This window comes from Pseudomonas sp. S2_E01, assembly GCF_054668365.1.
On sequence record NZ_CP162762.1, the window covers coordinates 3,264,736 to 3,287,604 of the forward strand.

Genomic DNA, 22,869 nt, shown 5'->3' on the forward strand with positions numbered 1-22,869 from the left:
ACGTGAGCAAGAGGTTATTTTTTCATTCCGACTCTGCGCCTCATCTCGGCGGTAATCGACTGCCGGGTCTTGCTCAACTGCGCCCAGGGGTCGTCCCCCACCTCTGTCAGGCGCTGATGGACGTTGTGAATGTTCCACTGGTTGCCACCCTTGAGCTCAGCCACTTCCTCACGAAAGATCGGCACCGACACCGGCAACCCTTCGCGGGTACGTGCCGCGTAGGCGCAGATCGTCGTGGCACCGAGGCCGTTGCGCAGGTAGTCGATGAAGATTCGTCCGACCCGGTTCTTTGGCCCCGAGACGGCAGAAAAGCGCTCTGGCAGCAGTTTGGCGATGTGGCTGACGATGGCGTGGCTGAAATCCTTCACCTCATCCCAACCAAACTTGCGCGTTATTGGCACCACGATATGAATGCCCTTGCCGCCGCTGGTCTTCAGGAATGCCTTGAGCCCCAGCTCGTCCAGAACCGACAGGGTCAGATGCGTCGCTTCAACCATGCTTTTCCAAGGCAGCGCCGGGTCCGGGTCCAGGTCGAGCACGAAGCGGTCAGGCTTGTCGAGGTTGGTTGAAGTGGCGTTCCAGGTGTGCAGCTCCACGGTGCTCATTTGCACGGCGCCAATCAACGCCTCGGCATTATTGACGATCATGATGGGCTGGCCCGTGAGCTCCTTGTCCAGCACGGTGATCCCGGGAATCGCCAGTTTTTCGGCGTTTTTCTGGAAAAACAATTCGCCCGCGATGCCGTCCGGGGCGCGCACCAGCGCCACAGGGCGATCTTTCAACTGAGGCAGGATCCACTTGGCGACACTGGCGTAGTACTCCGCCAGTTGCATCTTTGTCGTGCCACTGGCGGCATCGATCACCCGGTCGGGGTGAGTGATACGGACCTTGCCCTGGGCCAGCCCCAGTTGGGACGGAGCCGGTACCACCTTTTCGGCGGCCTTCCTGGTGGGGCTGGCCTTCTTGCCTGCGGGTTTTTCCTGGGCAGCTTTCGTCACCACAGTGGGTCGCTCCTCAGTTATGGCTTTGGCGGGCTTGTCGTTGCGCAGACCATGGAACACAGCGTGGCGCACCGAACCCTCCTTGGTCATTTCCGCAAAGGCCACTTCGGCCAGCAAGGTCGGTTTGAGCCAGTGCACGCCCTTGGCGTCAAACCCGCTCGGCGGATTGACGACTGACGCCTTCCTGGCCTGCAGCGGCTTGAGCTGCTCATAAATACGCATCAGCGTGGCTTCATTGAAGCCGGTGCCGACCTTGCCGGCATAACGCAGTTCTCCACTGTCCTTGTCATGCAGCCCCAACAGCAACGCGCCGAAACCACTGCGGGCCCCCTTGGGATCGGTGTAACCCACCACGACGAACTCTTGCCGATGCTTGCATTTGAGCTTGATCCAGTCGCTGCTGCGCCGTGAGACATAGGGTGAACCCAGGCGTTTGCCGATCAGGCCTTCCATCTGCATCTGGCACGCACTGTTCAAAAGCGCATCGGGGGCTTCGGCAAACGCTTCGGAGAAGCGCAGCAGCGGGTCCTTGGCGGTCTTGAGCACCGTCGCCAGTGCCACTCGACGCTCCTCCACCGGCACTTCGCGCAGGTCGACGCCGTTGAGGTAAGGCATATCGAACAGGTAATAGAGGATGTTTTCACTGTGGGCGCTATCGAAAGCGTTTTGCAATGCCTGGAAATCGGGGACGCCCTGTTCGTTCGCCACCACCATTTCACCGTCGAGCCAGGCCGACTCCAGTTGCAGCGCCGCCAATGCTTCGGCTTGGTTGGGCAACTTGTGCGTCCAGTCATGGCCGTTGCGGGTAAAGAGTTTCACTTCGCCGTGATCAATGCGCGCCATGATCCGGTAGCCGTCGAATTTGATCTCGTAGCTCCACTCGCCCTCCGGGGCCGTTACAACCAGCGTCGCCAGCTCGGGCTTGAACGACTCCGGCAGCTTGGCCTTGTGCGCGCCGGTCAGTTTCGCCGACTGCGGTTTGGCCGCGACTTTACTGGCCGGTTTCTTGACGGGCTTGGGCTTGGCGGCCGTCCTGGCCATTTTGGGCTCGATGGTTCGGTCGCTGAGCACACTGTCCGGCTCGGCGGTCACTATGTCGTAATCGCTTTCAGGCTTGGCGGCACTGTCCTGGTGTTTGATCAAAAACCATTGTTCCTGCTTGCCGGGCATGTGCGTTCGCACCAGGTTCCATAAGCCGGCAAGCTTCTCGCCCTGCAACTCGAACTTGAGCTTGCCCTTGGCGTACGCCTTGGCAGGGTCTTCCTGGGGTATCCATACGCCACGGTCCCAAACGATCACATCGCCAGCACCATAATGGCCTTCGGGGATACTGCCCTCGAAGGTCGCATAGTCGATGGGGTGATCTTCGACATGCACCGCCAGGCGCTTGACCTTGGGATCCAGCGACGGTCCCTTGGGCACGGCCCAGCTCTTCAGCGCACCATCGAGTTCCAGGCGAAAGTCGTAATGCAGGCGCGAGGCGTCATGCTTCTGGATACAGAACTGCAAGGCATGGGCCTTTGCGGATTTCTTGCCCGGGCGTTTGGCGGCCGGTTCCGACGTGGCCGAGAAATCGCGCATACGGTTGTAGTCGTCCAGATCCTTGTTCATGTTCAATCACCTGTGGCTGATTCAACCTTGGCGCCAGCGTCCCCGCCGAGCCGCGTCACAATCAGGGCGACCACGGCAATACGCTCCACCCGTTGGTAGCCGGGGGTCAGCAGTTCCTCTCCGAAGACGTCGGGGTCGATTTCCTGATACGTCCAGCCAAATCGCGCCGAATCCAGGTAAGGCGTCACGGCATCGAGAAACGGGTCGCAGCCATCGACCATCGCCACACCGGTGTACAGCACCAGCGAACCCTCTGGCGCCAAACGATTCAACGCCTGCTCGACGATGCGCAACGACAGCTGTGCGCCCAGTGCGCCCCCGCCGTGGCGATACGCGCGTTCGTTGGGGTCGGCCATATAGGGAGGATTGGCGACGATCAGGTCGAAACTGCCGTCCACCCCCTGCAGCACATCGCTGGTTTCGACAGTGAGGTTGCTCACTTCGGCCAACGCCGCGTTCACAGCGGTCAAACGTAGCGCCGCCGGATTGATATCGACCGCCAGCACCTGGGCCTCATGCCGTGCCCGGGCAATGACAATGGCCCCGACACCGGCGCCGCAGCCGATGTCCACCGCGCGCCTTATCGGAGTGAAGGACTGCTGCAGATGGCGGTGGATCAGTTGCGCAAAGCGATAGGTGTCCGGCCCGAAAAACACGGAGTCCGCAGCATCGGTGGGAAACCCGGAATGCACGAATAGCAGGTCATCCAGGCTCGACCAGCGGATCCGGCTCTTCATTCGGCCATTGCTCTCTTCCAGTACGCCCGCCTGGTGCAACTGTTGCTGCTCGTCGGGTGACAACAGCCCTGGCTCGAATGAGCGAGACCAGCCGAACACTTCACGCAGGTTCCGCGCGCTCTGCCCGAACGCCCGGTCATTGACTCGTTGATGGGTCAGCGGCGTCGGCGTGATGAAGCGATAACCGTCCGCCTGCAAACGGCGCCCCAGTTGTACCAGCGCCAGATCGGCTGCATTGAGTTGTGATAGTTCATTCATGCGGCATTCCTTATCGCAGGCTGGATTTGAGTTCGATGAAGCGGCGGGTGGCAAGCAGTCCGGCTGGGTGCGCATGGCGATGGGCCGACAACCATGGCAGCAGCACTTGCATCTGCTCATGGGCGGGCACGCTCTGTAGCGCGACCTGCAAACGTTGAACATCCGGGTCGGCCGCTGGGGGGGTGGGCTCCATCGCCGGAGTGCTGGTGCTACGCACGGGCGGCGTTTTGCGTTCGGGCTTCCAGTCGCCGGCGATCCAGTCGTGCAGCAGTTGTTTCTCAAAGGGACTGAATACCCCGAACATCGCCGCCCCGTTGCCCTCGATCAACTGCCAGAAGCGGCTCTGCTGCGGGTCCTGGTTGCGCTTGATCCAGCCCTTGTTCTCCATGGCAGCGAGAAAGCCGGGCAGTTGCTCCCGCGAGGCCAGCCACTGATTGACGGTCTTGCCTTCGAAACGGCAGTAATCGGAATGCATGTGCTGGCCGAAAGGTCGCTTGCGTTCGAGCATGCCCAGTACTTCGGCGTCCAGGTCGAACGATTCGATAATCGCCCGACTCCCGAGCCCCAGGTCATTGAGCCGATACCCCACTGCCACCCGCCGCAGGAACGCCTCGCGATCGCCCTCGATCGGCAACAGCTCCAGCACCGATTGCACGGCTTTTTGCGCATGCCCGGTGCTGGCGTTATCGATGGTGACGTGCAAAGTGAAGTAATACGGATCGATGCCCAGCTCGCGCAGTTCATAGGCGCTGATCAGCAAGTGCAGCGGCAATTGTTCGTAACCCAGGTTGTAACCAATCACTTCCGGGAGAAACTGCTCGGCACATTCGCCCAACGCCAGCTGGATGGCGCCTTGCAAATAGTACTCGTCAGGGACCACCGAGCTGTCCAAACCGTGTTCGGCCAGCAGCTTGCGATAAATCACCACATGATTCTGCGCCGGGTTGCCGTCACCCAGCTCTTCCAGGTAGGTGCAGATCAAACCGTCGAAACGCGGATCGCGCCAATGCTCAAGCAAACCGTACAGCCAGGCGCCGTCGACCAGTTTGGTCGGGCTGACTGCCTGGAGGAAAAACAGTGCGTGTGCCTTATTATGGAAAAACTGGCGCGGGCCACCCTCTTGGCGCGCGCTCAGGTATTCGCCGTACTGGCTCGCCACGTCGGCACAGTGCTGCTCGACGAATCCTTGCAGGGCCGAAATGTCCCGTGGCAATTCATCCGGCAAGCTGGCGGCCTTCTGTAGCTGAGTCTCGAGAAAGGCTTGGCCAAGGTCGCGACGCTGGCCGGGATCATCACCGAGCAGCAATTGTTCGTAAGTCTGTTTGAGGCAGCCGGCGCTGCGGATCTCTTGAGCAGGCCGGGAATGGATTTGGGTCAGGGCAGTCATGGGCGCATCTCTCGGTCTGTTGGCCGGGGCAGGACGCTGAAACAACGTCTCTTCTTCAGCAGAGCGATGCGCTGGGGCAAAAATTCAATCGGGTTTTGGAATGCAGGGATGGACGGACTTTGTGGAGGGCACCTTTATCTGCATTGGATGGAATGGCCTCATCGCGGGCAAGCCCGCTCCTACGGTAGCGATGCGAATACATTGTAGGAGCGAGCTTGCCCGCGATGCGGCCGGATAACTCAACCAAGGCACAAAACTCAAACGCCCCTGGCCTGCTGCTCCAGGTGCACCTGCAACTGCGGGTCGATCTGCAACGCCGCCGCCAGTTCATCCAGGTAGTCGCGCTCGGCGCCCTGCTGATCCCCAGCCACCATCACACTGGCCAGATACATCTCGGCGGCCATCGCAGGGTCTGTCGCTGATTGCGCCACGTCATGGGCGTCCAGCGGCTTGGCGACTTCGTCGTCCAACCACTGCTGCAACTCAGGGTCGTCGGTATGACGGCCGATTTCCGTGCTGATCATCTGCCTCTCGGCCTCATCGATGCGACCGTCGGCCTTGGCGGCCGCAATCAGTGCCCGCAGCACCGCGTGGCTGTGACTTTCGACCTCCGGGCCGGCCAGCATGTCAGCCGTGCGCAAGGCCTGCTGGGGAGCGGCGGCCTGGCTGCGCTGCCAGGCTTGATAGGCCTGGAATGCCATCATGCCCAACGAGGCGAGCGCGGCGTAGTTGGTCCCGCCGCCCGAACGGCGCTGACTTGCACCACCCAACGCCGAGCCGCCACCGAGCAACCCGCCCAGCAGGCCACCCAGGCCGCCGCCCGCACCGGCGCCACCACCCAGCAGGCCACCGAGCAATCCACCCAGGTCGCCCCCCGTGCCCCCCTGGGGCGCGCCGCCCGGACGGGTCATTGAGCCTTGGCCGGCTCGCAGCAGTTGTTCGAGCAAATCGCTGGTGTTCATGACGACGTCCTCATCGAAGGGAGCATTCCGTCTGAGAACGATAGACCGCGTCCCCCATTGCGCCAGCACCGTTTAGCCGACAAATACGCAAAATGGCGACTGGATTAATCCGCAGTGTTTTTACGAGGCCCAGCTAAGATTCACGGATGGTGAACCTTATTCCCGGATTTTCGGTCGATACCTGCAACCCGACCCGGTTTGCCACCGCCCCCGGACCTCGAGGGTGATGATTGGCTTGTTTGACTTTCTGGAGAATGCCCCGTGATTTCGACCCTACACATCGCCAGACTCAAAGCGTGGGGTGCCCACGGTTTCACCGCCACCGGAGTGGTCACTGCCTTCCTCGCCACGCTCGCCCTGCTGGAGAACCAGCCGACCAATTGCCTGCTGTGGCTGGGCGTTGCGCTGATTGTCGACGGGCTGGATGGCGCACTCGCGCGCAAGGTCAATGTGCAGTCTGTCTTGCCCAGTTTCGACGGGTCGATCCTCGACCTGGTGATCGATTACCTCACCTATGTGTTCATCCCTGCCCTGTTCATCTATCGCTACATCCCGCTGCCGGACTACACACTGCTGCTGACGGTGTCGCTGATCCTGGTGTCGTCACTGTTCTGTTTCTGCAACGTCAACATGAAAAGCAAGGACAACTACTTCCAGGGCTTCCCCGCTGCCTGGAATGTGGTTGCGTTGTGCCTGTACATCATTGCGCCGTCGCCCTGGATCACCCTGCTCACGGTCATTGGCCTGGCGCTGCTGACCGTGACCCGGATGAAATTCCTGCACCCATTCCGGGTGCGCCGTTTCATGCCGATCAACATCGCCGTGACCGCCATCTGGTTGCTGTGCAGCCTTTCGCTGGTGATCAACCACCCGGTGATCAACCCTCTGGTGATGGGCCTCTGGCTACTGATGTCGGCGTACTTCCTGGGTATCTGCATCTGGCGCACGGCGATGGAGTGGTTCGACGAAGCGCGGCATCGCTGACATCGAAGGGTGTGGTGTGCCCGCGACATAGATCACTACCCCCTGTGGGAGCGAGCCTGCTCGCTCCCACAGGGGAATCTCTCAATAACCCACCTCAGCGCCGAGTGATCACCACTTCAAGGTATTCGCTCGGCACCACCAGCGATTTCTCACCGGCGCGGTTCGAGCGGTTGATCAGTTCGGTCAAGTCCGCTTCCAGCGCCTGGGCCGCTTCGGCTGGCAGTGCGGCGAAGGCCTTGTGGACCGGGCCATACCAGGTGCGGAAGGTGTCGATGAAGTGCGCCGCCGAGCGATAGCGGAAGTTGAAGGAGCGCCGGGTCACCTGGATCAGGAAATCCCGCTCTTCAAAGTGCTCGTGCAACCAGGGCTCGCTGCCCCAGTTCGACGGCGGTTGTGCTCCGGAAGGTGGCAAGTGCCGGCCGAGGGTCTTGAACATCTGCCCGACAAAACCGTCAGGCGTCCAGTTGGCCAGGCCGATTCGCCCGCCCTGGCGGCAAACCCGCGCCAGTTCGGCGGCGGCCTTCACCTGGTCAGGCGCGAACATCACACCGAAGGTAGACAGTACCAGGTCGAAACTGTCGTCCTTGAACGGCAGCGCCTCGGCGTCGGCCACCTGGAAAGTCACTTCCAGCCGTTCGGCCCGTGCCCGGTCTTCGCCGCGCTCCAGCAGGGCCGCCACATAGTCGGTGGAGGTGACGTGGGCTCCTCGGCGCGCGGCCGCCAGCGTCGCATTGCCGTTGCCGGCCGCAACGTCCAGCACGCGCTCATCGCACAGCAGGTCGCAGGCTTCGGCCAACTGCTCGCCCACCAGTTGCAGGGTGGTGCCGATCACGGCGTAGTCGCCACTGGCCCAGGAGGCCATCTGGCGGTTTTTCAAGGCAGCAAGATCAATGGGAGTACTCATAAAACAGCTCCGTTCAGGGAATACAATGCCAAGGCTCATTCGGCCGTGGTGGGATCGATGATGGTGGCAACCCGGGCAATGCTGTTGGCCGGGAAACCACTTTGCCTGGCATGTTCCCTGATCGACTCCTCGTCGGGTGCGATGTACACGCAGTAGAGTTTGTCACCGGTGACATAGCTCTGCTGCCACTGCACCTGAGGCAAATCTCGCAACGCCTTGCAGGACTTTTGTGAAGCCGCTTTCAGATCCCTTTCTGACAGTGTTCCAGCGCCTGGAATCTCACGTTCAATGACGAACTTGGGCATGGCAACCTCTCATTCTTGTTATGGATGACAGGGCCGGCAGGCCCTGTGCGTCCACTATCGCGCCGCTGACCGGGAGCGTCCTATCCGATCGTCGGGCAAGACTGTCCGATCGTCCGGAGGTTTTCCCAAGCGCCACAACAGGCTCACAATCAAAAACATTTCGCCAAACAGGGGAAACCCCTCATGGACGCCCTGTCCCAGACCCTGCGTGTGGTCCGCCTGGTCGGTGCAATCTTCATCAGTGCGAGATTTACGGCCCCCTGGTGCTATCAATCGCCCCACGCCGACACCGCTGCCCCGTTCCTGGAGCCCGACGCCGAGCGGGTGGTGATTTTTCACCTGATCACCGAAGGCGAGTGTTACGTCGAGCTCGGCGATGCCCCGACACTGCTCCTGAGTGCCGGAGACGTGGTGTTGTTTCCCCAGGGAGACGCCCATCGCATGAGTTCCCAGCCTGGTTTGAGACCCGCCGCCTCTGCGCGGCTGGACGAGATCCTGGCGCGCCGTCCACGGCAGCTCAATTACGGCGGAGGTGGCACGGTCTGCCGTCTGGTCTGCGGTTACCTGGCGTGCGACAAGCGCCTGGCGGGCATGTTGTTGACTGGCTTGCCGACGGTAGTTCGAGTCAACGTGCGGGGTTCCAACGCCGGCAAATGGCTCGAGTCCTCGGTGCGCTACGCACTGGCCGAAGCCCGCTCGCCTCGTCCGGGTGGCGAAGGCGTCCTGGCCAAGCTGGCGGAGGTGCTGTTCATCGAGGTGCTGCGCCTGTACATGCACCAGCAGGGCGAGGGTCGCACCGGTTGGCTGGCGGGCGTGGGTGACCGGATCGTCGGCGCCGCCCTCAATGCGCTGCACAAGAAGCCCTGTCACACCTGGACTCTGGAGGAGCTGGCGCGCACGGCCGGCACGTCAAGATCGGTGTTGGCCGAGCGCTTCCAGCAGATGGTCGGGGTGTCGCCGATGCAGTATTTGACGCAATGGCGAATGCTGCTGGCGGCGAATCTGTTGCGCAGCAGTAACAGCTCGCTGCTGCGCATCGCCGAAGAGGTGGGCTACCAGACTGACACGGCCTTCAGCCGGGCCTTTCGGCGTGAATACGGCGCGCCACCTGCGGCCTGGCGGCGCGGGCAGACTAGCCCCCGTAATGAGATCGGGATTGCCGAGACGTCGTGAATCGGCTCTTATGGGCCACCTGCATTTTTTGAAAGGATTCAAGCATGGCACTGCGCCTGGACTGGCTGGTCGATCATCCGCAACACAGCGACACCTTCGCCGCGTGGATTCATCGACAGTTTCACTACGAGTACGCCGAGCAATCCCTCCCCGACTGGCAACGGGAGTTTGCCCAGGGACAACTCAACGGCGACTGGAAATGCCTGATTGCACTGCAGGGCGATCAATTGCTGGGAGGGGCCGCGCTGGCGAGGTCTGACCTGGAACAGCGGCCAGACCTGGGACCGTGGCTCGCCTGTGTGTTCGTCACCCCCGAGGCACGAGGCCAGGGCCTGGCGGAAGCCTTGATCGAGCGGATTTGCGAGCAGGCCAAAGCCGCTGGTGAACGGAACATTTATTTGCACACCCAGGACCAGCATGCCTACTACGCCAAACGTGGCTGGACCGCGCTTGAGCGTTTTCGCGCCTGGGACAAGGAGCAATGGCTCATGGTGCGAGACCTGTGAGCCATTGATCCTTGCGTTTACGCCGCTGGTACGGGGGCCTTGGCCTCTTGCAGCAGTTGCTGGATCATTTTTTCCTGCTCGTCGTAGCGCCCCTCACCGAAGTGGGTGTAACGCACCTGCCCCTTGGCATCGACCAGATAGTGCGCCGGCCAGTACTGGTTGTCGAAGTTGCGCCAGATCGCATAGTTATTGTCGATGGCCACCGGGTAGGTAATGCCGAGTTTCTTCACCTGAGCCTTGACGTTATCGATGATGCGCTCGAAGCCGTATTCCGGGGTGTGCACGCCGATGACCACCAGGCCGTCCTTCTCGTATTTCTTCGCCCAATCCTTCACATACGGCAGGGTATGCTGGCAGTTGATGCAGTCAAAGGTCCAGAAATCCACCAGCACCACTTTGCCCTTGAGCGCATCGTTGGTCAGCGCCGGCGAATTGATCCACTCCACGGCACCGGTCAGTGACGGCATGGCGCCTTTGGCATTGTCCTCGATCATGTCGGCCTGGACCTTGCTGACCAGATAGTCGACCACTTTGGGTACGCTTTGCAGTACGCCTTTCTCCAGAGCGCTGACGCCTTCGGAGGAAGTGCCGGCCAGCAAGGTCTTGTCAGCACCGGTGGAGATCACCAGTGCAGCGGCCAGTACCGCGAAGCCAGTGCCACGCCGCAGCCAGCCGGTGACCGGAATCGAGGCTTTCAAGCGATTGACCAGGCCACGACCGGCGAAGATCAATGTGCCCAGTGACAACGCACTGCCCAGGCCGTAAGCCACCAGCAACAAACTGGTTTGCGCGTTGGCGCCCTGCAGCATCGCGCCGGTGAGAATGACCCCGAGAATCGGCCCGGCACACGGTGCCCAGAGCAGGCCGGTGGCCACGCCGATCATCAGCGAACCCAGCGGACCCGACATTTTGCGGGTGTTGGGGTCCAGGCGATTGCCCAGCAATACGAATGGACGTGCGAGCCAGCCGCCCACTCGCGCTGAGATCAGCGACAGGGCAAACAGCGCCATGACCAGCAGGGCGACGTGCCGACCGGTGTTGTTGGCCTGGATCACCCACTCACTGCTGACCACGGCCAGGCTGGAAATGAGGGCGAAGGTCATGACCATGCCGCCAAGGGTCAACAGGATCGAGGAACGGGTGCGGTCGACACCGGCGAACAGGAACGGCACGACCGGCAGGATACAAGGACTGAGGACGGTCAGGATGCCGCCCAGGAAAGCGATGAGGAACATGGTGATCACCTTTATGTATTCACGACACACCACATCACCCCTTGTGGGAGCGGGCTTGCCCGCGATGAGGCCCGTACATTCAACGTCTATATCGACTGGTAGGGCGTCATCGCGGGCAAGCCCGCTCCCACAAGGGGATCAACGGCGTTATCAAGAGCAGCGCCCAACATCACGCCATCTGGTTATCGAGCGATTGCCCCTGCGGCGTACGGCTCGCGCCGTCCTGTGCCAGGAAGTCATGGGCGCCCTGGTTTTTCACCGGGGCCAGCTGGAAGCACGTGCTGCTACCGCAGGTGCTTTGTTCAACGGCCGCGTTGGCGTGGGCTGCAGCACCGGCGAAGGCAAAGGCCGACGCGGTCAGAAAGCGCGTGATGTTGTTCATGATGGTGCTCCTGTCTCAAAAAGAATGGATGTGCAGACGACGCCAGACTCAGTTGTCCGAGCTGCATTCGCCGAATTTGCGGTAGTCCAGGACCTGGGTTTTGCTCTGGGAGTCCAGGTAGGTCAGCTTGGCGTCGACAATGCCGCAGGTATCGCTGCTGGCCTGGGTCAGCGACACCACTTTCTTGATGTCCAGGTGGGTGCCGTACGAGTAGGTTTTCTCGCTGACATCGGCTTCGGCGCGGGCCGACAGGGTGCAGATGTTCAGGGCGGCAAACAGGCAGGCGGCGTAGATGGCTTTGGTGTTCATGGTGAGATCCTCAGGTTTCAATGGTTGGGTGTTCGAGTGAGGCGGTTGCGTTTGCCTCGATGGAAGCCATTTAAAACCTGCGAGGTATCTCGTCTGTGTCCAAAACCGGCGCGTGTAAATCGGTACGTATCCAGAACGCCCGGAGATACACAGCGATACAAAACCCCTCAAATCCGGCGTTTTTTTGTCCGCGTGTATCCGTCGACACAGCAGATACACTGCAATACAAATCGTGTCGGGCGAGCGGGCAAAGGCTCGATAGACTGCGGCCCATCCCCCCTTTGTTGAGGCTGCACCATGGAACACGTCGATCACATTCTCATCGTTGACGATGACCGTGAAATCCGAGAACTGGTAGGCAACTACCTGAAGAAAAACGGTTTGCGCACCACGGTCGTCGCGGATGGCCGGCAGATGCGTACGTTCCTGGAATCGACGCCGGTAGACCTGATCGTGCTCGACATCATGATGCCGGGCGACGATGGCCTGATGCTGTGTCGCGAGATTCGCGCCGGTAAACACAAGGCGACCCCAGTGCTGATGCTCACGGCACGCAATGATGAAACCGATCGCATCATCGGCCTGGAGATGGGTGCTGACGACTATCTGGTCAAGCCGTTTGCCGCCCGCGAACTGCTGGCACGTATCAACTCCGTGTTGCGTCGGACGCGGATGCTGCCACCCAACCTCGTCGTGACCGAAAGCGGACGGCTGCTTGCTTTCGGACGCTGGCGCCTGGACACTTCAGCCCGACATTTGCTGGACAAGGACGACACCATGGTTGCCCTGAGCGGCGCGGAATATCGACTGCTGCGGGTGTTCCTCGATCACCCGCAGAGGGTGCTGACCCGCGACCAGTTGCTGAACCTGACCCAGGGTCGCGACGCTGACCTGTTCGACCGCTCCATTGACCTGCTGGTCAGCCGTTTGCGTCAGCGTTTGCTGGACGATGCGCGCGAACCGGCCTACATCAAAACCGTGCGCAGTGAGGGCTATGTGTTTTCCCTGCCAGTGGAAATCCTCGGTGAGCTCTCATGAAATACCCGCTGCGCTGGCCCCGTACCCTCGCCTCGCGACTGTCGCTGATTTTCCTGGTTGGTCTGATCCTGGCGCAGGCGCTGTCTTTCGGCGCGCAATATTACGAGCGCTACGAAAGTGCCAAAAACACCATGCTCGGCAACCTCGAAACCGACGTTTCCACCTCGATTGCCATCCTCGACCGCTTGCCGGCGGATGAGCGGGCAAGCTGGTTGCCACAGTTGGACCGGCGTAACTATCGCTACCTGCTCGATGAAGGTTCGCCAGGCAGAGCCATGAACGACACACCGATTGCGGTGACATCGATCAAGGACGCAATCGGTATGGACTACCCCATGACCGTGACCGATATTCCCGGCCCGATCAAACGCTTTCAGGTCCACCTGAAACTGGCCGATGGCAGCCCGGTGACCATCGATGTTCGCCCGAGCATGGTGCCGCTCTCACCGTGGTTACCCTTTGTGTTGCTCGGTCAACTGGCGCTGCTCATCCTGTGCACCTGGCTGGCCGTGCGCATCGCCATTGGCCCCCTCACCCGCCTGGCGCAAGCCGTGGAAACCCTGGACCCCAACACCCACCCGGTGCTTCTGGATGAAAACGGTCCGACCGAAGTGGCCCACGCCGCCAGGGCTTTCAACGCCATGCAGGCGCGCATCGCCGCGTACCTGAAGGAGCGCATGCAACTGCTGGCAGCCATTTCCCACGACCTGCAAACGCCGATCACCCGCATGAAACTGCGCGCCGAGTTCATGGACGACTCCAGCGAAAAAGACAAACTGTGGAATGACCTCAGCGAAATGGAGCACTTGGTGCGCGAAGGCGTGGCCTATGCCCGCAGTGTGCATGGCGCCACCGAAGAGACCCGCCGCACCAATCTGGACTCCTTCCTCGACAGCCTGGTGTTCGACTATCAGGACATGAACAAGCTCGTGCAACTGAGCGGAAAAAGCGACGCGGTCATCGACACCCGCCCGCATGCCTTGCGCCGGGTGTTGGTAAACCTGACCGACAACGCGCTGAAGTTCGCAGGTGCAGCTGAGCTGCAGGTGCAAACCGGGGCTGACGGCAAGCTTTCGCTGAAAGTCTTGGACCGCGGCCCTGGCATTTCCGAAGAAGACCTGGCCCACGTCATGGAACCCTTCTACCGCGTGGAAAACTCACGCAACCGCAGCACCGGCGGTACGGGCCTGGGCCTGGCCATTGCGCAACAACTGGCACTGGCACTCGGCGGATCGCTGACCCTGAGTAATCGCGAAGGTGGCGGCCTGTGCGCAGAATTGACCCTGCCAAGCAGCCCCCTGAAACCTTGACCTGCAGGAGCGAGCATGTCGAGGCGTCGAACCGTCGCGATGGTCGTCCACGATGATGGCTGTCTGAATCCCCGCGGTGTGTGGGCCACCATCGTCGGAACGCCGCCCGGAGCAAGCTCGCTCCTACCAGTTCAAGGCAGCACAGAGCAGAGGCCACGGAAAGCCTCTATATTGAAACTCCAGTCCCCTCTTCATCATTGCCAAGGACACGCCAATGGATGAAAACCGCCGGCCCATCAAGACCCGTTCTTCGGGATGGGCCAGACGTATCACCGACATCCTGGTCAAGCGCGACCTCTCCCCCAATCAGATTTCCGTGGCGAGCATCGTTTTCGCGCTGATCGGCATCAGCGCGCTGAACATCGACACAGGCGTTGCTGGCTCGATCCTCTGCGCCATTGGCATTCAACTGCGCCTGTTGTGCAATTTGTTCGACGGCATGGTGGCGATCGAGGGCGGCAAGCAATCCCCTATCGGCAGCCTGTACAACGAATTTCCCGACCGCATCGCCGACAGCCTGCTGATCGTCGGACTCGGCTACGCCATCGGCTATTCGGAACTGGGCTGGTTTGCCGCGCTGGCGGCGGCGCTGACCGCTTACGTGCGGGTGTTTGGCGGCTCCATCGGGCTGGCGCAGAGCTTCATCGGCCCGATGGCCAAGCAGCACCGGATGGCGGTGATGACCTTGGCGCTGCTGCTCAACGCCGTCGAAGCGGCGGTCTACGCCAGCCACTACGTCTTGTTGATCGCGCTGATCATCATCGCCGTCGGCTCCGCCGCCACTTGCGTCACGCGCACGCTGGCCATTGCCAGGCAACTCAAAGGGGCCGCCCATGTGGATCAGTAATGCGTTGATCTCCGTCCTGCGTTTTCTCATTGGCGTGACGGCGCGCTGGGAAAGCCCCCCGGACCTGTCGCGCCAGCGCATCTACTTTGCCAATCACACCAGCCACATGGACACCCTGGCGATCATCGCGGCCCTGCCTCCCGAAGCGCGCAAGAATGTGAAACCGGTGGCCGCCGCCGATTACTGGGGCAAGAACCGATTCCTGTCGTACATCTCGCAGCAAGGCCTCAACGCCGTACTGATCGAACGCAACCCCGAGCCAGGAGTGAATGTGCTGGAGCCGATTTTCGACGTGGTGCGCGACGGTCATTCGATCATCATCTTTCCCGAAGGCACCCGCTCCAGCCAGGCCCTGCCTGGCCCGTTCAAATCCGGGCTGTTCCGGCTCGCCGAGACCTTCCCGGACGTTGACCTGGTGCCGATCTACCTGGAAAACCTGCACCGTTCGATGCCCAAGGGCAAGCATGTGCCGTTGCCCATCATTTGTACCATCCGCATCGGCGACCCTCTGCCCCGCATCGCGCATGAGGAAAAACAAGTGTTTCTGGAGCGGGCGCGTGAAGCCATTGTGAGGCTGTCCAAATGAGTCTTGAAGACAAGTTCCTGTGGTTTTTCTTCGCCATCGCCTGCCTGCTGGCGCTGGCGTCGATCATCGGCCGTGTGCTGGCCCGGCGCGCGACATCGGATAGCTCGGTGGCGACCATCGAAAACCTCAACCAGCGGGTGAATGCCTGGTGGGGGATGGTGATCATCTTCTTTGTGTCCTACCAGTTGGGTGGCAATGCGACCGTCGTGCTGTTCGCCTTCATTTCGCTGTTCGCGCTCAGGGAATTCATCACCTTGACGCCAACCACCCTGGGCGATCACAACGCCCTGTTTTCCGCGTTTTTCATCCTCATCCCCCTGCAATACCTGCTGATCGGCACGCACTGGTATTCGATGTTCACCCTGCTGATTCCGGTGTACGCCTTCCTGTTGCTGCCGGCGATTGCGGTGCTGAGCCAGGACACGGACGCGTTTCTGGAAAGGACCGCAAAAATCCAGTGGGGTGTGATGATTTGCATCTACTGCATCAGCCACGCACCGGCCCTGCTGCTCCTGGACCTCGAAGGCTTCCAGGGGCAAAACGCGCTACTACTGTTCTATCTGGTGTTCGTGGTGCAGTTGAGCGACGTGTTGCAGTACGTATTCGGCAAGCTGTTCGGCAAACACAAGGTGGCGCCGCTGGTCAGCCCGTCGAAAACCGTCGAAGGACTGGTCGGCGGCGGCTTGTCAGCCACCCTGATTGGCGGCTGCATGTTCTGGATGACACCGTTCAGCTTCTGGCAGTCGCTGCTGATGTCGTTTGTCATCGTCGCCATGGGTTTTCTCGGCGGGCTGGTGATGTCGGCGATCAAGCGCAGTCTAAGTGCCAAGGATTGGGGCACCATGATCAAGGGCCACGGCGGCATGCTCGACCGCATGGACTCGATCTGCTTTGCCGCGCCGATCTTCTTTCACCTGACGCGGTACTTTTTTTCGGTGACGTAACAACTTCCCCTGTAGGAGCGAGCTTGCTCGCGATAGCGGTTTTCCAGTCAAAACCATGAAGACTGATACGCCGCTATCGCGAGCAAGCTCGCTCCTACAGGGGAATTATCACGCCGGGTTGATGACACCTTCTGCATGCATCTGCCGCAACAACGCCGCGCCGTTCTCGATGAACTCATTCGATCCCACCGCACCGGCCTCAACCGCCAACCCCTGCAACTGCTCTGCCCCACTCAATTGAGGAAACTCGCCAATACGCTGCAACAACCGCCAGGCCAATGGGCTCAATTCGGAAAACCTCACGCTCCAGTCTTCCACCCGCCGCACCAGCAGCAAGGTCGGCTGGGCCGGCAATGTTTCAGGTTGATAGTCCGACCCCACCCGATGCACAGGCCACGTGTAGGCCAGGGGCCATGCCAACGCCGAAACCCGCAAGGCGCGGCCCAACAACTGCCCGACATCACTGGCTGGAAACGCCTCGGCTTCGGACTGCTGCAGCGCCATTTCCACCCATTCATAGTGTGCCAACTCCACCATGAACGGCGGCCAGGCCTCCCCGCTCAAGGCGGGTTGCGAGGCGAGGAATTCAACGAACTCCTGGGCGATCTCGCCGAACTTCGGCGTGCGCGCACGATGGTCACGCAGGAAAGCGCGCATCAGCGCACGCCAGCGCTCATCACCGAGAATCCTGATCAACACTGGAAAGGTGCCACTGAGCAATAGCGAAAGGTTGTTGAAAATCAGGTCCCGGTAGACTTGCACCCGTGCCATGTCCATCCCGACCGGTGGCGCACAGTGATCGGGATCGCGCAGGTAACGACCCAGGTTGGTTTGCTCATCGAACAGGGCTGATTTATCCACGATTCGGAGCCTCCGTTTGCAAGCGGCGAATGGTCTGCAACTCGCCGACCAGTTCGGTAAAGGCCGGGAAGTTGAAATCGCGCTCCAGCAGCGTCGGCTGGGCGCCAAAACGCGCGTAGGCCGCGGCCAGCAGCGACCACACGGCCGGTTTCACCGATGCGCCATGGGTGTCGATTTTCAAGGTATCCGACTCATCGAAATGACCGGCCACGTGCATGGCCACCACCCGACCCGCGTCGATGTTGGCCAGGAAGGCCTGCGGATCGAAACGGTGGTTGATCGAGTTGACGTAAACGTTATTGACGTCCAGCAGCAGATCGCAATCGGCTTCGCGCAACACCGCGTTGGTGAAGGTCACCTCGTCCATGTCCTGCCGGGGTGCGGCGTAATACGAGACGTTTTCCACGGCCAGGCGCCGGCCGAGAATGTCCTGTGCCTGACGGATCCGCGCAGCCACGTGATGCACCGCCTCCTCGGTAAAAGGCAGCGGCAACAGGTCGTACAGGTGACCGTCATCGCTGCAGTAACTCAGGTGCTCGCTGTACAACGGCACCTTGTAGTGATCGAGGAACACCCTGACCTCGCGGAGGAACCCGACATCCAGTGGTGCCGGCCCGCCCAACGAAAGCGACAGGCCGTGACAGGACAGCGGATAACGTTCGGCCAGGGTGTGCAACGCCGCGCCATGGGCACCACCGATGCCGATCCAGTTCTCCGGCGCGACTTCCAGAAAGTCGAAATCACCCATCGGGGCCGCCAGGAGATCTTTCATCAAACCGCGACGCAGGCCCAGCCCGACGCTGGTTTTGATTGAGGCAACAGAGGTTTGCATGATGTCGATCTCAAGGGGTCAGGTCGTATTGCTCACGCACCAGATGGCCGATGCCCATGCGGTCGAGCACGTCCATCGGACACAGGAACGTCACGCGCACGGTGCCCGGCAAGCGACTGATGTCGATGGAGCCGGTGATGGTCGCGCGGTTGAGCACTTCGTCGTAGGGCAAGCCCGTGACGCTGGCGGCACGTTGCAGACCGTTCTCTACCGCCACGTTGAGGTTCTCGCCGCTTCCGATGAAGGTGATCGGGCCGCTCTGTTCGATTTCGGTCTGGCCCCAGCGTGCGCCCAGCTCGCGAACGTTGCGCCGCTGCTCAGCGGTCATCGGCCGGGCCATGGGCGGCAGGTCGTCGAGGTTTTGCAGGATGATCGGGCCTTCCAGGCTCAGCGCCTTGATCACCTGCACCTGCACTTCGGTTTCGCCGGAGCAATCGGTGGCGTGCCCGGCGATTTCGCCATTGCCCTGCTGGGCATGCATGTCGCCCATGTACACACCGGCTCCCGGTACTTTCACCGGGCAGATCAACACGCAGCCCTCACGGATCGAATTGGTGTCCATGTGCCCATCGGTCTTGGCCGCGTGCAGCTCTTCGCGGGTCATGCCAAAACGGTGCGGCGCGCCGATAAGGTACTGGCCGAAATCGGCGCAGTTGTGCGAATCCGGCAGATCTCGGGACGGCGTTGTACCGATGTTGCCGAGGAATGGACGCATGTGCGCGGCAACACCGGGAATATCGGCGCGGGCCAGCGACAGGATCGAATGCTGCGCGGCGAATTCCGGAAGCGCCGACATTTGTGATGCATTGCCGGCCAGGCGGTTGGCCACATTCTGATTGACGGTCAGGCTGACCTGGTTCTGCGCATCGAACACGATCACGTAACCATGACTGAACCGGAACGCACTGACTTCTGCGCCACAGGTATTGCAGCGGATCGAATCCTCTCCGATGCCCTCGACGTGGCTCGCCGGGTGTTCGGTGCCGCATTTGGAGCAGAATTTGGCAACGAAAGGATCGCCGTGGTAACGGCCTTCGACAAAGCTCATCACCCCGGAGGACGTTGCCTGTGAGGTGACGCGCAGGCTTTTGATCTTGATCGCCACGGCGTCGCCGATCTCGGCTCCCGCGATGGCCACCGGTTGCGTCACTTCATGCCCGCCCTCGAAAGCCGGCGTGATCATCGGCCCCCAGCAGCCAGGCGGCGTCCCGGTGACCAGGGTGCCACCGTCGGCCAACGGGCCCAGCATCGGCTGGCTCGGGCCGATGAGGCCATTGGTGTACTGCTCGACGCGCAAACGCTGCACGGGTTCGGATTTCAGGTCTGTTTCAGGCTTAAACGTGCTCATTGTTATCCCCGGACGGTAGGTGCCAAACGACCTGAACAGTTCATCGCAGCTTTGTATCTGGGCTGTGTTCGGGGGCGAGCGGGAAATGGTGGGGAGTGTATCGAGAGGGTGCCTGGATACACTGCGATACATGAATCCCACAGAGAAAAGTGGTTATCAGAGGTACTTTCGTCGCTCAGGTCACCTGCACGCTGCCGGCGAACTAAACTCAATGAACCCACAACCACCGCCCAGAGCCCGCTGCCTCCAACAACATGACCCTGGACCCTGCAACAGGAGCGCACGTGATGGACGAGGCCAGGCTTAACGATTTCATGGGCAAACTGGTGAGCGACATGGGCGGCGCGGCCATGCTCGCCAATGTCATCCTCGGCGAAGAGCTCGGCCTGTATCGGGCCATGGCCGACAGCCAACTGATCAGCCCCGAGGCCCTTGCGGGCAAAACCGGCTGTAACGCCCGCCTGCTACGCGAATGGCTCAGCGCCCATGCGGCTTCGGGCTACATGGAACACCACGACGGCCAGTTCCGCCTGCCGGAAGAACAAGCGCTGGCGTTGGCGATCGAAGCGTCGCCGGTGTACGTGGCGGGGGGTGTCGGCGTGGTCGCGTCGTTCTTCCACGACAAGGATAAACTGGTCAACGCCATGCGCGGCAACGGCGCCCTGCCCTGGGGGGACCACCATCCGTGCATGTTCAGCGGCACCGAGCGTTTTTTCCGGCCCGGGTATCGCGCACACCTGGTGGCCGAATGGTTGCCGGCCCTGGACGGCGTAGTCGAAAAACTGCAGGCCGGTGCCAAGGTGGCGGACATCGGCTGCGGACACGGCGCCTCGACGGTGATCATGGCGCAGGCGTTCCCGCAGTCGCAGTTCGTTGGCTTCGACTACCATGCTCCGTCCGTGAGCGTCGCCACCCAGCGTGCCGAGGAAGGCGGTGTGTCCGACAGGGCGCGGTTCTTCCAGGGTACCGCGAAGAGTTACCCCGGCAATGACTATGACCTCGTCTGTTACTTTGATTGCCTGCACGATATGGGCGACCCGGTGGGCGCGGCCCGTCATGCCTGCCAGTCGCTGAAACCCAACGGCACGGTGCTGCTGGTCGAACCCTTCGCCAACGACCGGCTCGACGACAATATCACCCCGGTGGGACGGCTTTTCTACGCCGCCTCGACTTTTATCTGCACGCCCAATTCGCTGTCCCAGGAAGTCGGGCTCGGGCTCGGCGCCCAGGCAGGCGAGGCACGATTGCGCCAGGTGTTCACCGAGGCGGGGTTCAGCACATTCCGCCGGGCGACAGAAACGCCGTTCAACCTGATTCTGGAGGCGAGGAAATAAGCCCTACTTTCCCCTTCCTGTAGGAGCGAGCATGTCGAGGCGTCGAACCGTCGCGATGGCGGTGTATCAGCCAATACAGATTTGAATGACACACCGCATCGCGATCTCGCTCCTACAGGGGTGTGTTTGAGGTGGTAACCTGCATGGATTCAAGGTGACCCGGAGTATTGAACATGCTCGACCGCCCGATCCATGACCAGCTTGATCGCCTCCAGCACTTCATGGCCGAGCAGCCATTCGCGGTACTGACCGGCGCCGGCATCAGCACCCCGTCCGGTATTCCTGACTACCGCGACAACCAGGGCGTGCGCCGGGGCCGGCAACCGATGATGTACCAGGAATTCCTCGGTGCCCCGGAGTCCCGCCGCCGTTACTGGGCCCGGGCCATGCTCGGCTGGCCGCGGGTGCGCCAGGCGCAACCTAATGCGGCGCACGAAGCCCTGGCCACGCTGCAAGGCACGCGGCAGATAGGCGGCCTGATCACCCAGAACGTCGACACCTTGCACGACCAGGCCGGCAGTCGCCATGTGATCGAACTGCATGGCAGCCTGCATCGGGTGCTGTGTCTGGACTGCGCGCAGCACAGCGAGCGTGATTCGATCCAGCGGTTGATGGAGGCGCAGAACCCCTATCTGGCCGGCGTCGACGCCGTGCAGGCACCCGATGGCGACACCCTGCTCGATGCAGCGTTCGAGGCACGTTTCCAGGTGCCGCACTGCCCCCACTGCGCCGGGGAACGGATGAAACCGGACGTGGTGTTTTTTGGTGAGAACGTGGCGCAGCAGACGGCGGCCAAGGCCATGGAATCGGTCGAAAACGCCGCAGGGCTATTGGTGGTCGGCTCTTCGCTAATGGCCTACTCGGCCTTCCGCCTGTGCCGGGCGGTGGTGGATCAGGGCAAGCCGCTGATCGCGATCAACCTGGGTAAGACCCGGGCAGACGATTTGCTCGACCTGAAGATCGAGGGCTCCTGCGAGCAGTTGTTGCCGTTGCTGGTGCAGCGACTGAACACCTGAACTCCCCGATCCCCTGTAGGAGCGGTGATTACAAGTTCCACGACTCGCGAAGCACATCAAACAACGCCTGGGCCGCCGCAGACAGCTCCACCCCGGGCTTGGTCAGCACGCCAATCGCCCGTTCCACCACGGGTTCCTGCAAGGTGATGCAGCGTGCGCCCAGTTCGCGCATCTGCCCGGCGCACAAAGCCGGTACCGCGCTCACCCCCAGGCCGCTGGCGACCATGCGGCCCACCGTCGCCAGTTGATGGCTTTCGAACTCCACCGGCAGCTTCATGCCCCGCGCCTGCAAATGTTCTTCGAGCATCACCCGTACCGTCGAGGGTCGTTGCAGGGTGATGAACGGCTGTTCCAGCAGCGTCTGGAAGTCGATGTCTTCGCGGCTGGCAAATGGCGAATCCAGCGGCACCACCGCGACAAACCGATCGCGATACAACGGCGTGAACTCAAGGGAGGTGGTCATGCTCGGCTCGAACGCCACGCCCAGTTCCACCTGCCGATCGCGCACCAGCTCCAGCACCTGCTCGTTGATCACGTCGTTGACCGTGACGTTGACGTTCGGATAGCGGGCGCGGAAGGTCTTGAGGATCGGCGGCAGCAGGTTGCCGGCAAAGGAAGGCATCGCCGCCAGGGTCACGCGACCGCGTTGCAGGGTAAACCGCTGGCGCAGTTCATCCTCGGCGTTGTCCCAGTCGGCGATCAAACGACGGGCGAGTGGCACCAGCGCCTCGCCCTCGGCGGTGAGTGCCACATTGCGCGTGTTGCGCGTAAACAGACGGCCGCCCAGCCCCTCCTCCAACGCCTTGATGGTCAGGCTCAGGGCCGATTGCGACAGGTGCAAGCGCTCACAGGCCACGGCAAAGCTCAGGCTCTGGGCCACGGCGAGGAAAGCGCGGATCTGCTTGACGGTCATATCCTGAGGCTCCAGTTGTAAGCTACAAGCTTTAAGCTGCAAGCGTGAAGCGGTGTTTTGTTGAGTTTTATCTATCAATCAACCTT

Annotated in this window: 23 protein-coding genes; 10 read left to right on the forward strand and 13 right to left on the reverse strand. The window is 61.4% G+C overall.

What is annotated here, in order from left to right:
- Positions 1-14: 14 nt before the first annotated feature.
- The 4 genes from ligD to AB4O36_RS14930 all read right to left on the reverse strand — a co-directional run bounded on the left by ligD (position 15) and on the right by AB4O36_RS14930 (position 5,956).
- A complete protein-coding gene (gene ligD / locus AB4O36_RS14915) occupies positions 15-2,612 on the reverse strand; it encodes a DNA ligase D (RefSeq protein ID WP_460139567.1) in 2,598 nt (865 codons plus the stop codon).
- Positions 2,613-2,614: 2 nt separating this feature from the next.
- Entirely contained in the window at positions 2,615-3,607 is a 993-nt protein-coding gene (locus AB4O36_RS14920; RefSeq protein WP_460139568.1) for a methyltransferase, read from the reverse strand.
- A 10-nt stretch (positions 3,608-3,617) separates the two neighbouring features.
- Positions 3,618-4,994, reverse strand: a complete 1,377-nt coding sequence (locus AB4O36_RS14925; protein ID WP_460139569.1) for an iron-containing redox enzyme family protein — start codon at positions 4,992-4,994, stop codon at positions 3,618-3,620.
- A gap of 257 nt (positions 4,995-5,251) precedes the next feature.
- Positions 5,252-5,956 (reverse strand): tellurite resistance TerB family protein, encoded by a 705-nt coding sequence (locus AB4O36_RS14930; RefSeq protein ID WP_460126410.1) that lies wholly within the window; start codon positions 5,954-5,956, stop codon positions 5,252-5,254.
- A gap of 261 nt (positions 5,957-6,217) precedes the next feature.
- Here AB4O36_RS14930 and pcsA point away from each other — a divergent pair, with 261 nt between their 5' ends.
- The gene (pcsA, locus tag AB4O36_RS14935; protein ID WP_460126412.1) at positions 6,218-6,940 is read left to right on the forward strand and encodes a phosphatidylcholine synthase; all 723 of its coding nucleotides are present in this window, start codon (positions 6,218-6,220) and stop codon (positions 6,938-6,940) included.
- A gap of 94 nt (positions 6,941-7,034) precedes the next feature.
- Here pcsA and AB4O36_RS14940 read toward each other — a convergent pair whose 3' ends face one another.
- Both AB4O36_RS14940 and AB4O36_RS14945 read right to left on the reverse strand, forming a co-directional pair.
- Complete coding sequence (locus AB4O36_RS14940; RefSeq protein ID WP_460139570.1) at positions 7,035-7,844, reverse strand: class I SAM-dependent methyltransferase; 810 nt, start codon at positions 7,842-7,844, stop codon at positions 7,035-7,037.
- A 35-nt stretch (positions 7,845-7,879) separates the two neighbouring features.
- On the reverse strand, positions 7,880-8,149 hold the full coding sequence (locus AB4O36_RS14945; RefSeq protein WP_460139571.1) for a DUF4242 domain-containing protein: 270 nt from the start codon (positions 8,147-8,149) through the stop codon (positions 7,880-7,882).
- A gap of 183 nt (positions 8,150-8,332) precedes the next feature.
- On the opposite strand from AB4O36_RS14945, the gene AB4O36_RS14950 reads away from it, so the two are divergent.
- Complete coding sequence (locus AB4O36_RS14950) at positions 8,333-9,322, forward strand: AraC family transcriptional regulator (protein ID WP_460139572.1); 990 nt, start codon at positions 8,333-8,335, stop codon at positions 9,320-9,322.
- Positions 9,323-9,366: 44 nt separating this feature from the next.
- The gene (locus AB4O36_RS14955; RefSeq protein ID WP_460126419.1) at positions 9,367-9,828 is read left to right on the forward strand and encodes a GNAT family N-acetyltransferase; all 462 of its coding nucleotides are present in this window, start codon (positions 9,367-9,369) and stop codon (positions 9,826-9,828) included.
- A 17-nt stretch (positions 9,829-9,845) separates the two neighbouring features.
- Here the strand turns inward: AB4O36_RS14955 and AB4O36_RS14960 are convergent, their stop codons facing one another.
- From AB4O36_RS14960 to AB4O36_RS14970, 3 genes are all read right to left on the reverse strand, one after another.
- Positions 9,846-11,063 carry a cytochrome c biogenesis protein DipZ gene (locus AB4O36_RS14960; protein ID WP_460139573.1) on the reverse strand — a complete coding sequence of 406 codons (1,218 nt, stop codon included), beginning with the start codon at positions 11,061-11,063 and terminating at the stop codon, positions 9,846-9,848.
- Between the two features lie 169 nt (positions 11,064-11,232).
- Positions 11,233-11,445, reverse strand: coding sequence for a hypothetical protein (locus AB4O36_RS14965; protein ID WP_460139574.1), 213 nt, complete (start codon positions 11,443-11,445; stop codon positions 11,233-11,235).
- Positions 11,446-11,493: 48 nt separating this feature from the next.
- Positions 11,494-11,754, reverse strand: a complete 261-nt coding sequence (locus AB4O36_RS14970) for a DUF2790 domain-containing protein (RefSeq protein ID WP_460126424.1) — start codon at positions 11,752-11,754, stop codon at positions 11,494-11,496.
- Between the two features lie 297 nt (positions 11,755-12,051).
- Between AB4O36_RS14970 and AB4O36_RS14975 the strand changes: the two genes are divergently transcribed.
- The 5 genes from AB4O36_RS14975 (at position 12,052) to AB4O36_RS14995 (ending at position 16,479) form a co-directional block, all read left to right on the forward strand.
- Positions 12,052-12,792 (forward strand): response regulator, encoded by a 741-nt coding sequence (locus tag AB4O36_RS14975; protein ID WP_460126425.1) that lies wholly within the window; start codon positions 12,052-12,054, stop codon positions 12,790-12,792.
- The gene (locus AB4O36_RS14980) at positions 12,789-14,102 is read left to right on the forward strand and encodes an ATP-binding protein (protein WP_460139575.1); all 1,314 of its coding nucleotides are present in this window, start codon (positions 12,789-12,791) and stop codon (positions 14,100-14,102) included. The genes AB4O36_RS14975 and AB4O36_RS14980 overlap by 4 nt, the downstream gene beginning before the upstream one ends.
- Positions 14,103-14,316: 214 nt before the next feature.
- On the forward strand, positions 14,317-14,949 hold the full coding sequence (locus AB4O36_RS14985) for a CDP-alcohol phosphatidyltransferase family protein (protein WP_460139576.1): 633 nt from the start codon (positions 14,317-14,319) through the stop codon (positions 14,947-14,949).
- The gene (locus AB4O36_RS14990) at positions 14,936-15,535 is read left to right on the forward strand and encodes a lysophospholipid acyltransferase family protein (protein WP_460139577.1); all 600 of its coding nucleotides are present in this window, start codon (positions 14,936-14,938) and stop codon (positions 15,533-15,535) included. The genes AB4O36_RS14985 and AB4O36_RS14990 overlap by 14 nt, the downstream gene beginning before the upstream one ends.
- The gene (locus AB4O36_RS14995; RefSeq protein ID WP_460126432.1) at positions 15,532-16,479 is read left to right on the forward strand and encodes a phosphatidate cytidylyltransferase; all 948 of its coding nucleotides are present in this window, start codon (positions 15,532-15,534) and stop codon (positions 16,477-16,479) included. Before AB4O36_RS14990 ends, AB4O36_RS14995 begins: the two co-directional genes overlap by 4 nt.
- 108 nt (positions 16,480-16,587) lie before the next feature.
- On the opposite strand, the gene AB4O36_RS15000 is transcribed toward AB4O36_RS14995, so the two are convergent.
- The 3 genes from AB4O36_RS15000 to AB4O36_RS15010 are packed head-to-tail and all read right to left on the reverse strand — an operon-like array spanning position 16,588 to position 19,520.
- Positions 16,588-17,340, reverse strand: coding sequence for an HvfC family RiPP maturation protein (locus AB4O36_RS15000; protein WP_460139578.1), 753 nt, complete (start codon positions 17,338-17,340; stop codon positions 16,588-16,590).
- On the reverse strand, positions 17,333-18,172 hold the full coding sequence (locus AB4O36_RS15005; protein ID WP_460139579.1) for an HvfB family MNIO-type RiPP peptide maturase: 840 nt from the start codon (positions 18,170-18,172) through the stop codon (positions 17,333-17,335). The genes AB4O36_RS15000 and AB4O36_RS15005 overlap by 8 nt, the downstream gene beginning before the upstream one ends.
- Before the next feature lie 10 nt (positions 18,173-18,182).
- Positions 18,183-19,520, reverse strand: coding sequence for an acetamidase/formamidase family protein (locus AB4O36_RS15010; RefSeq protein ID WP_460139580.1), 1,338 nt, complete (start codon positions 19,518-19,520; stop codon positions 18,183-18,185).
- A gap of 287 nt (positions 19,521-19,807) precedes the next feature.
- Between AB4O36_RS15010 and AB4O36_RS15015 the strand changes: the two genes are divergently transcribed.
- Both AB4O36_RS15015 and AB4O36_RS15020 read left to right on the forward strand, forming a co-directional pair.
- Positions 19,808-20,854, forward strand: a complete 1,047-nt coding sequence (locus AB4O36_RS15015; RefSeq protein ID WP_460126435.1) for a class I SAM-dependent methyltransferase — start codon at positions 19,808-19,810, stop codon at positions 20,852-20,854.
- A 173-nt stretch (positions 20,855-21,027) separates the two neighbouring features.
- Complete coding sequence (locus AB4O36_RS15020; RefSeq protein ID WP_460139581.1) at positions 21,028-21,870, forward strand: NAD-dependent protein deacetylase; 843 nt, start codon at positions 21,028-21,030, stop codon at positions 21,868-21,870.
- Positions 21,871-21,898: 28 nt separating this feature from the next.
- On the opposite strand, the gene AB4O36_RS15025 is transcribed toward AB4O36_RS15020, so the two are convergent.
- Positions 21,899-22,783, reverse strand: a complete 885-nt coding sequence (locus AB4O36_RS15025; RefSeq protein ID WP_460126439.1) for a LysR substrate-binding domain-containing protein — start codon at positions 22,781-22,783, stop codon at positions 21,899-21,901.
- Between the last annotated feature and the right edge of the window lie 86 nt (positions 22,784-22,869).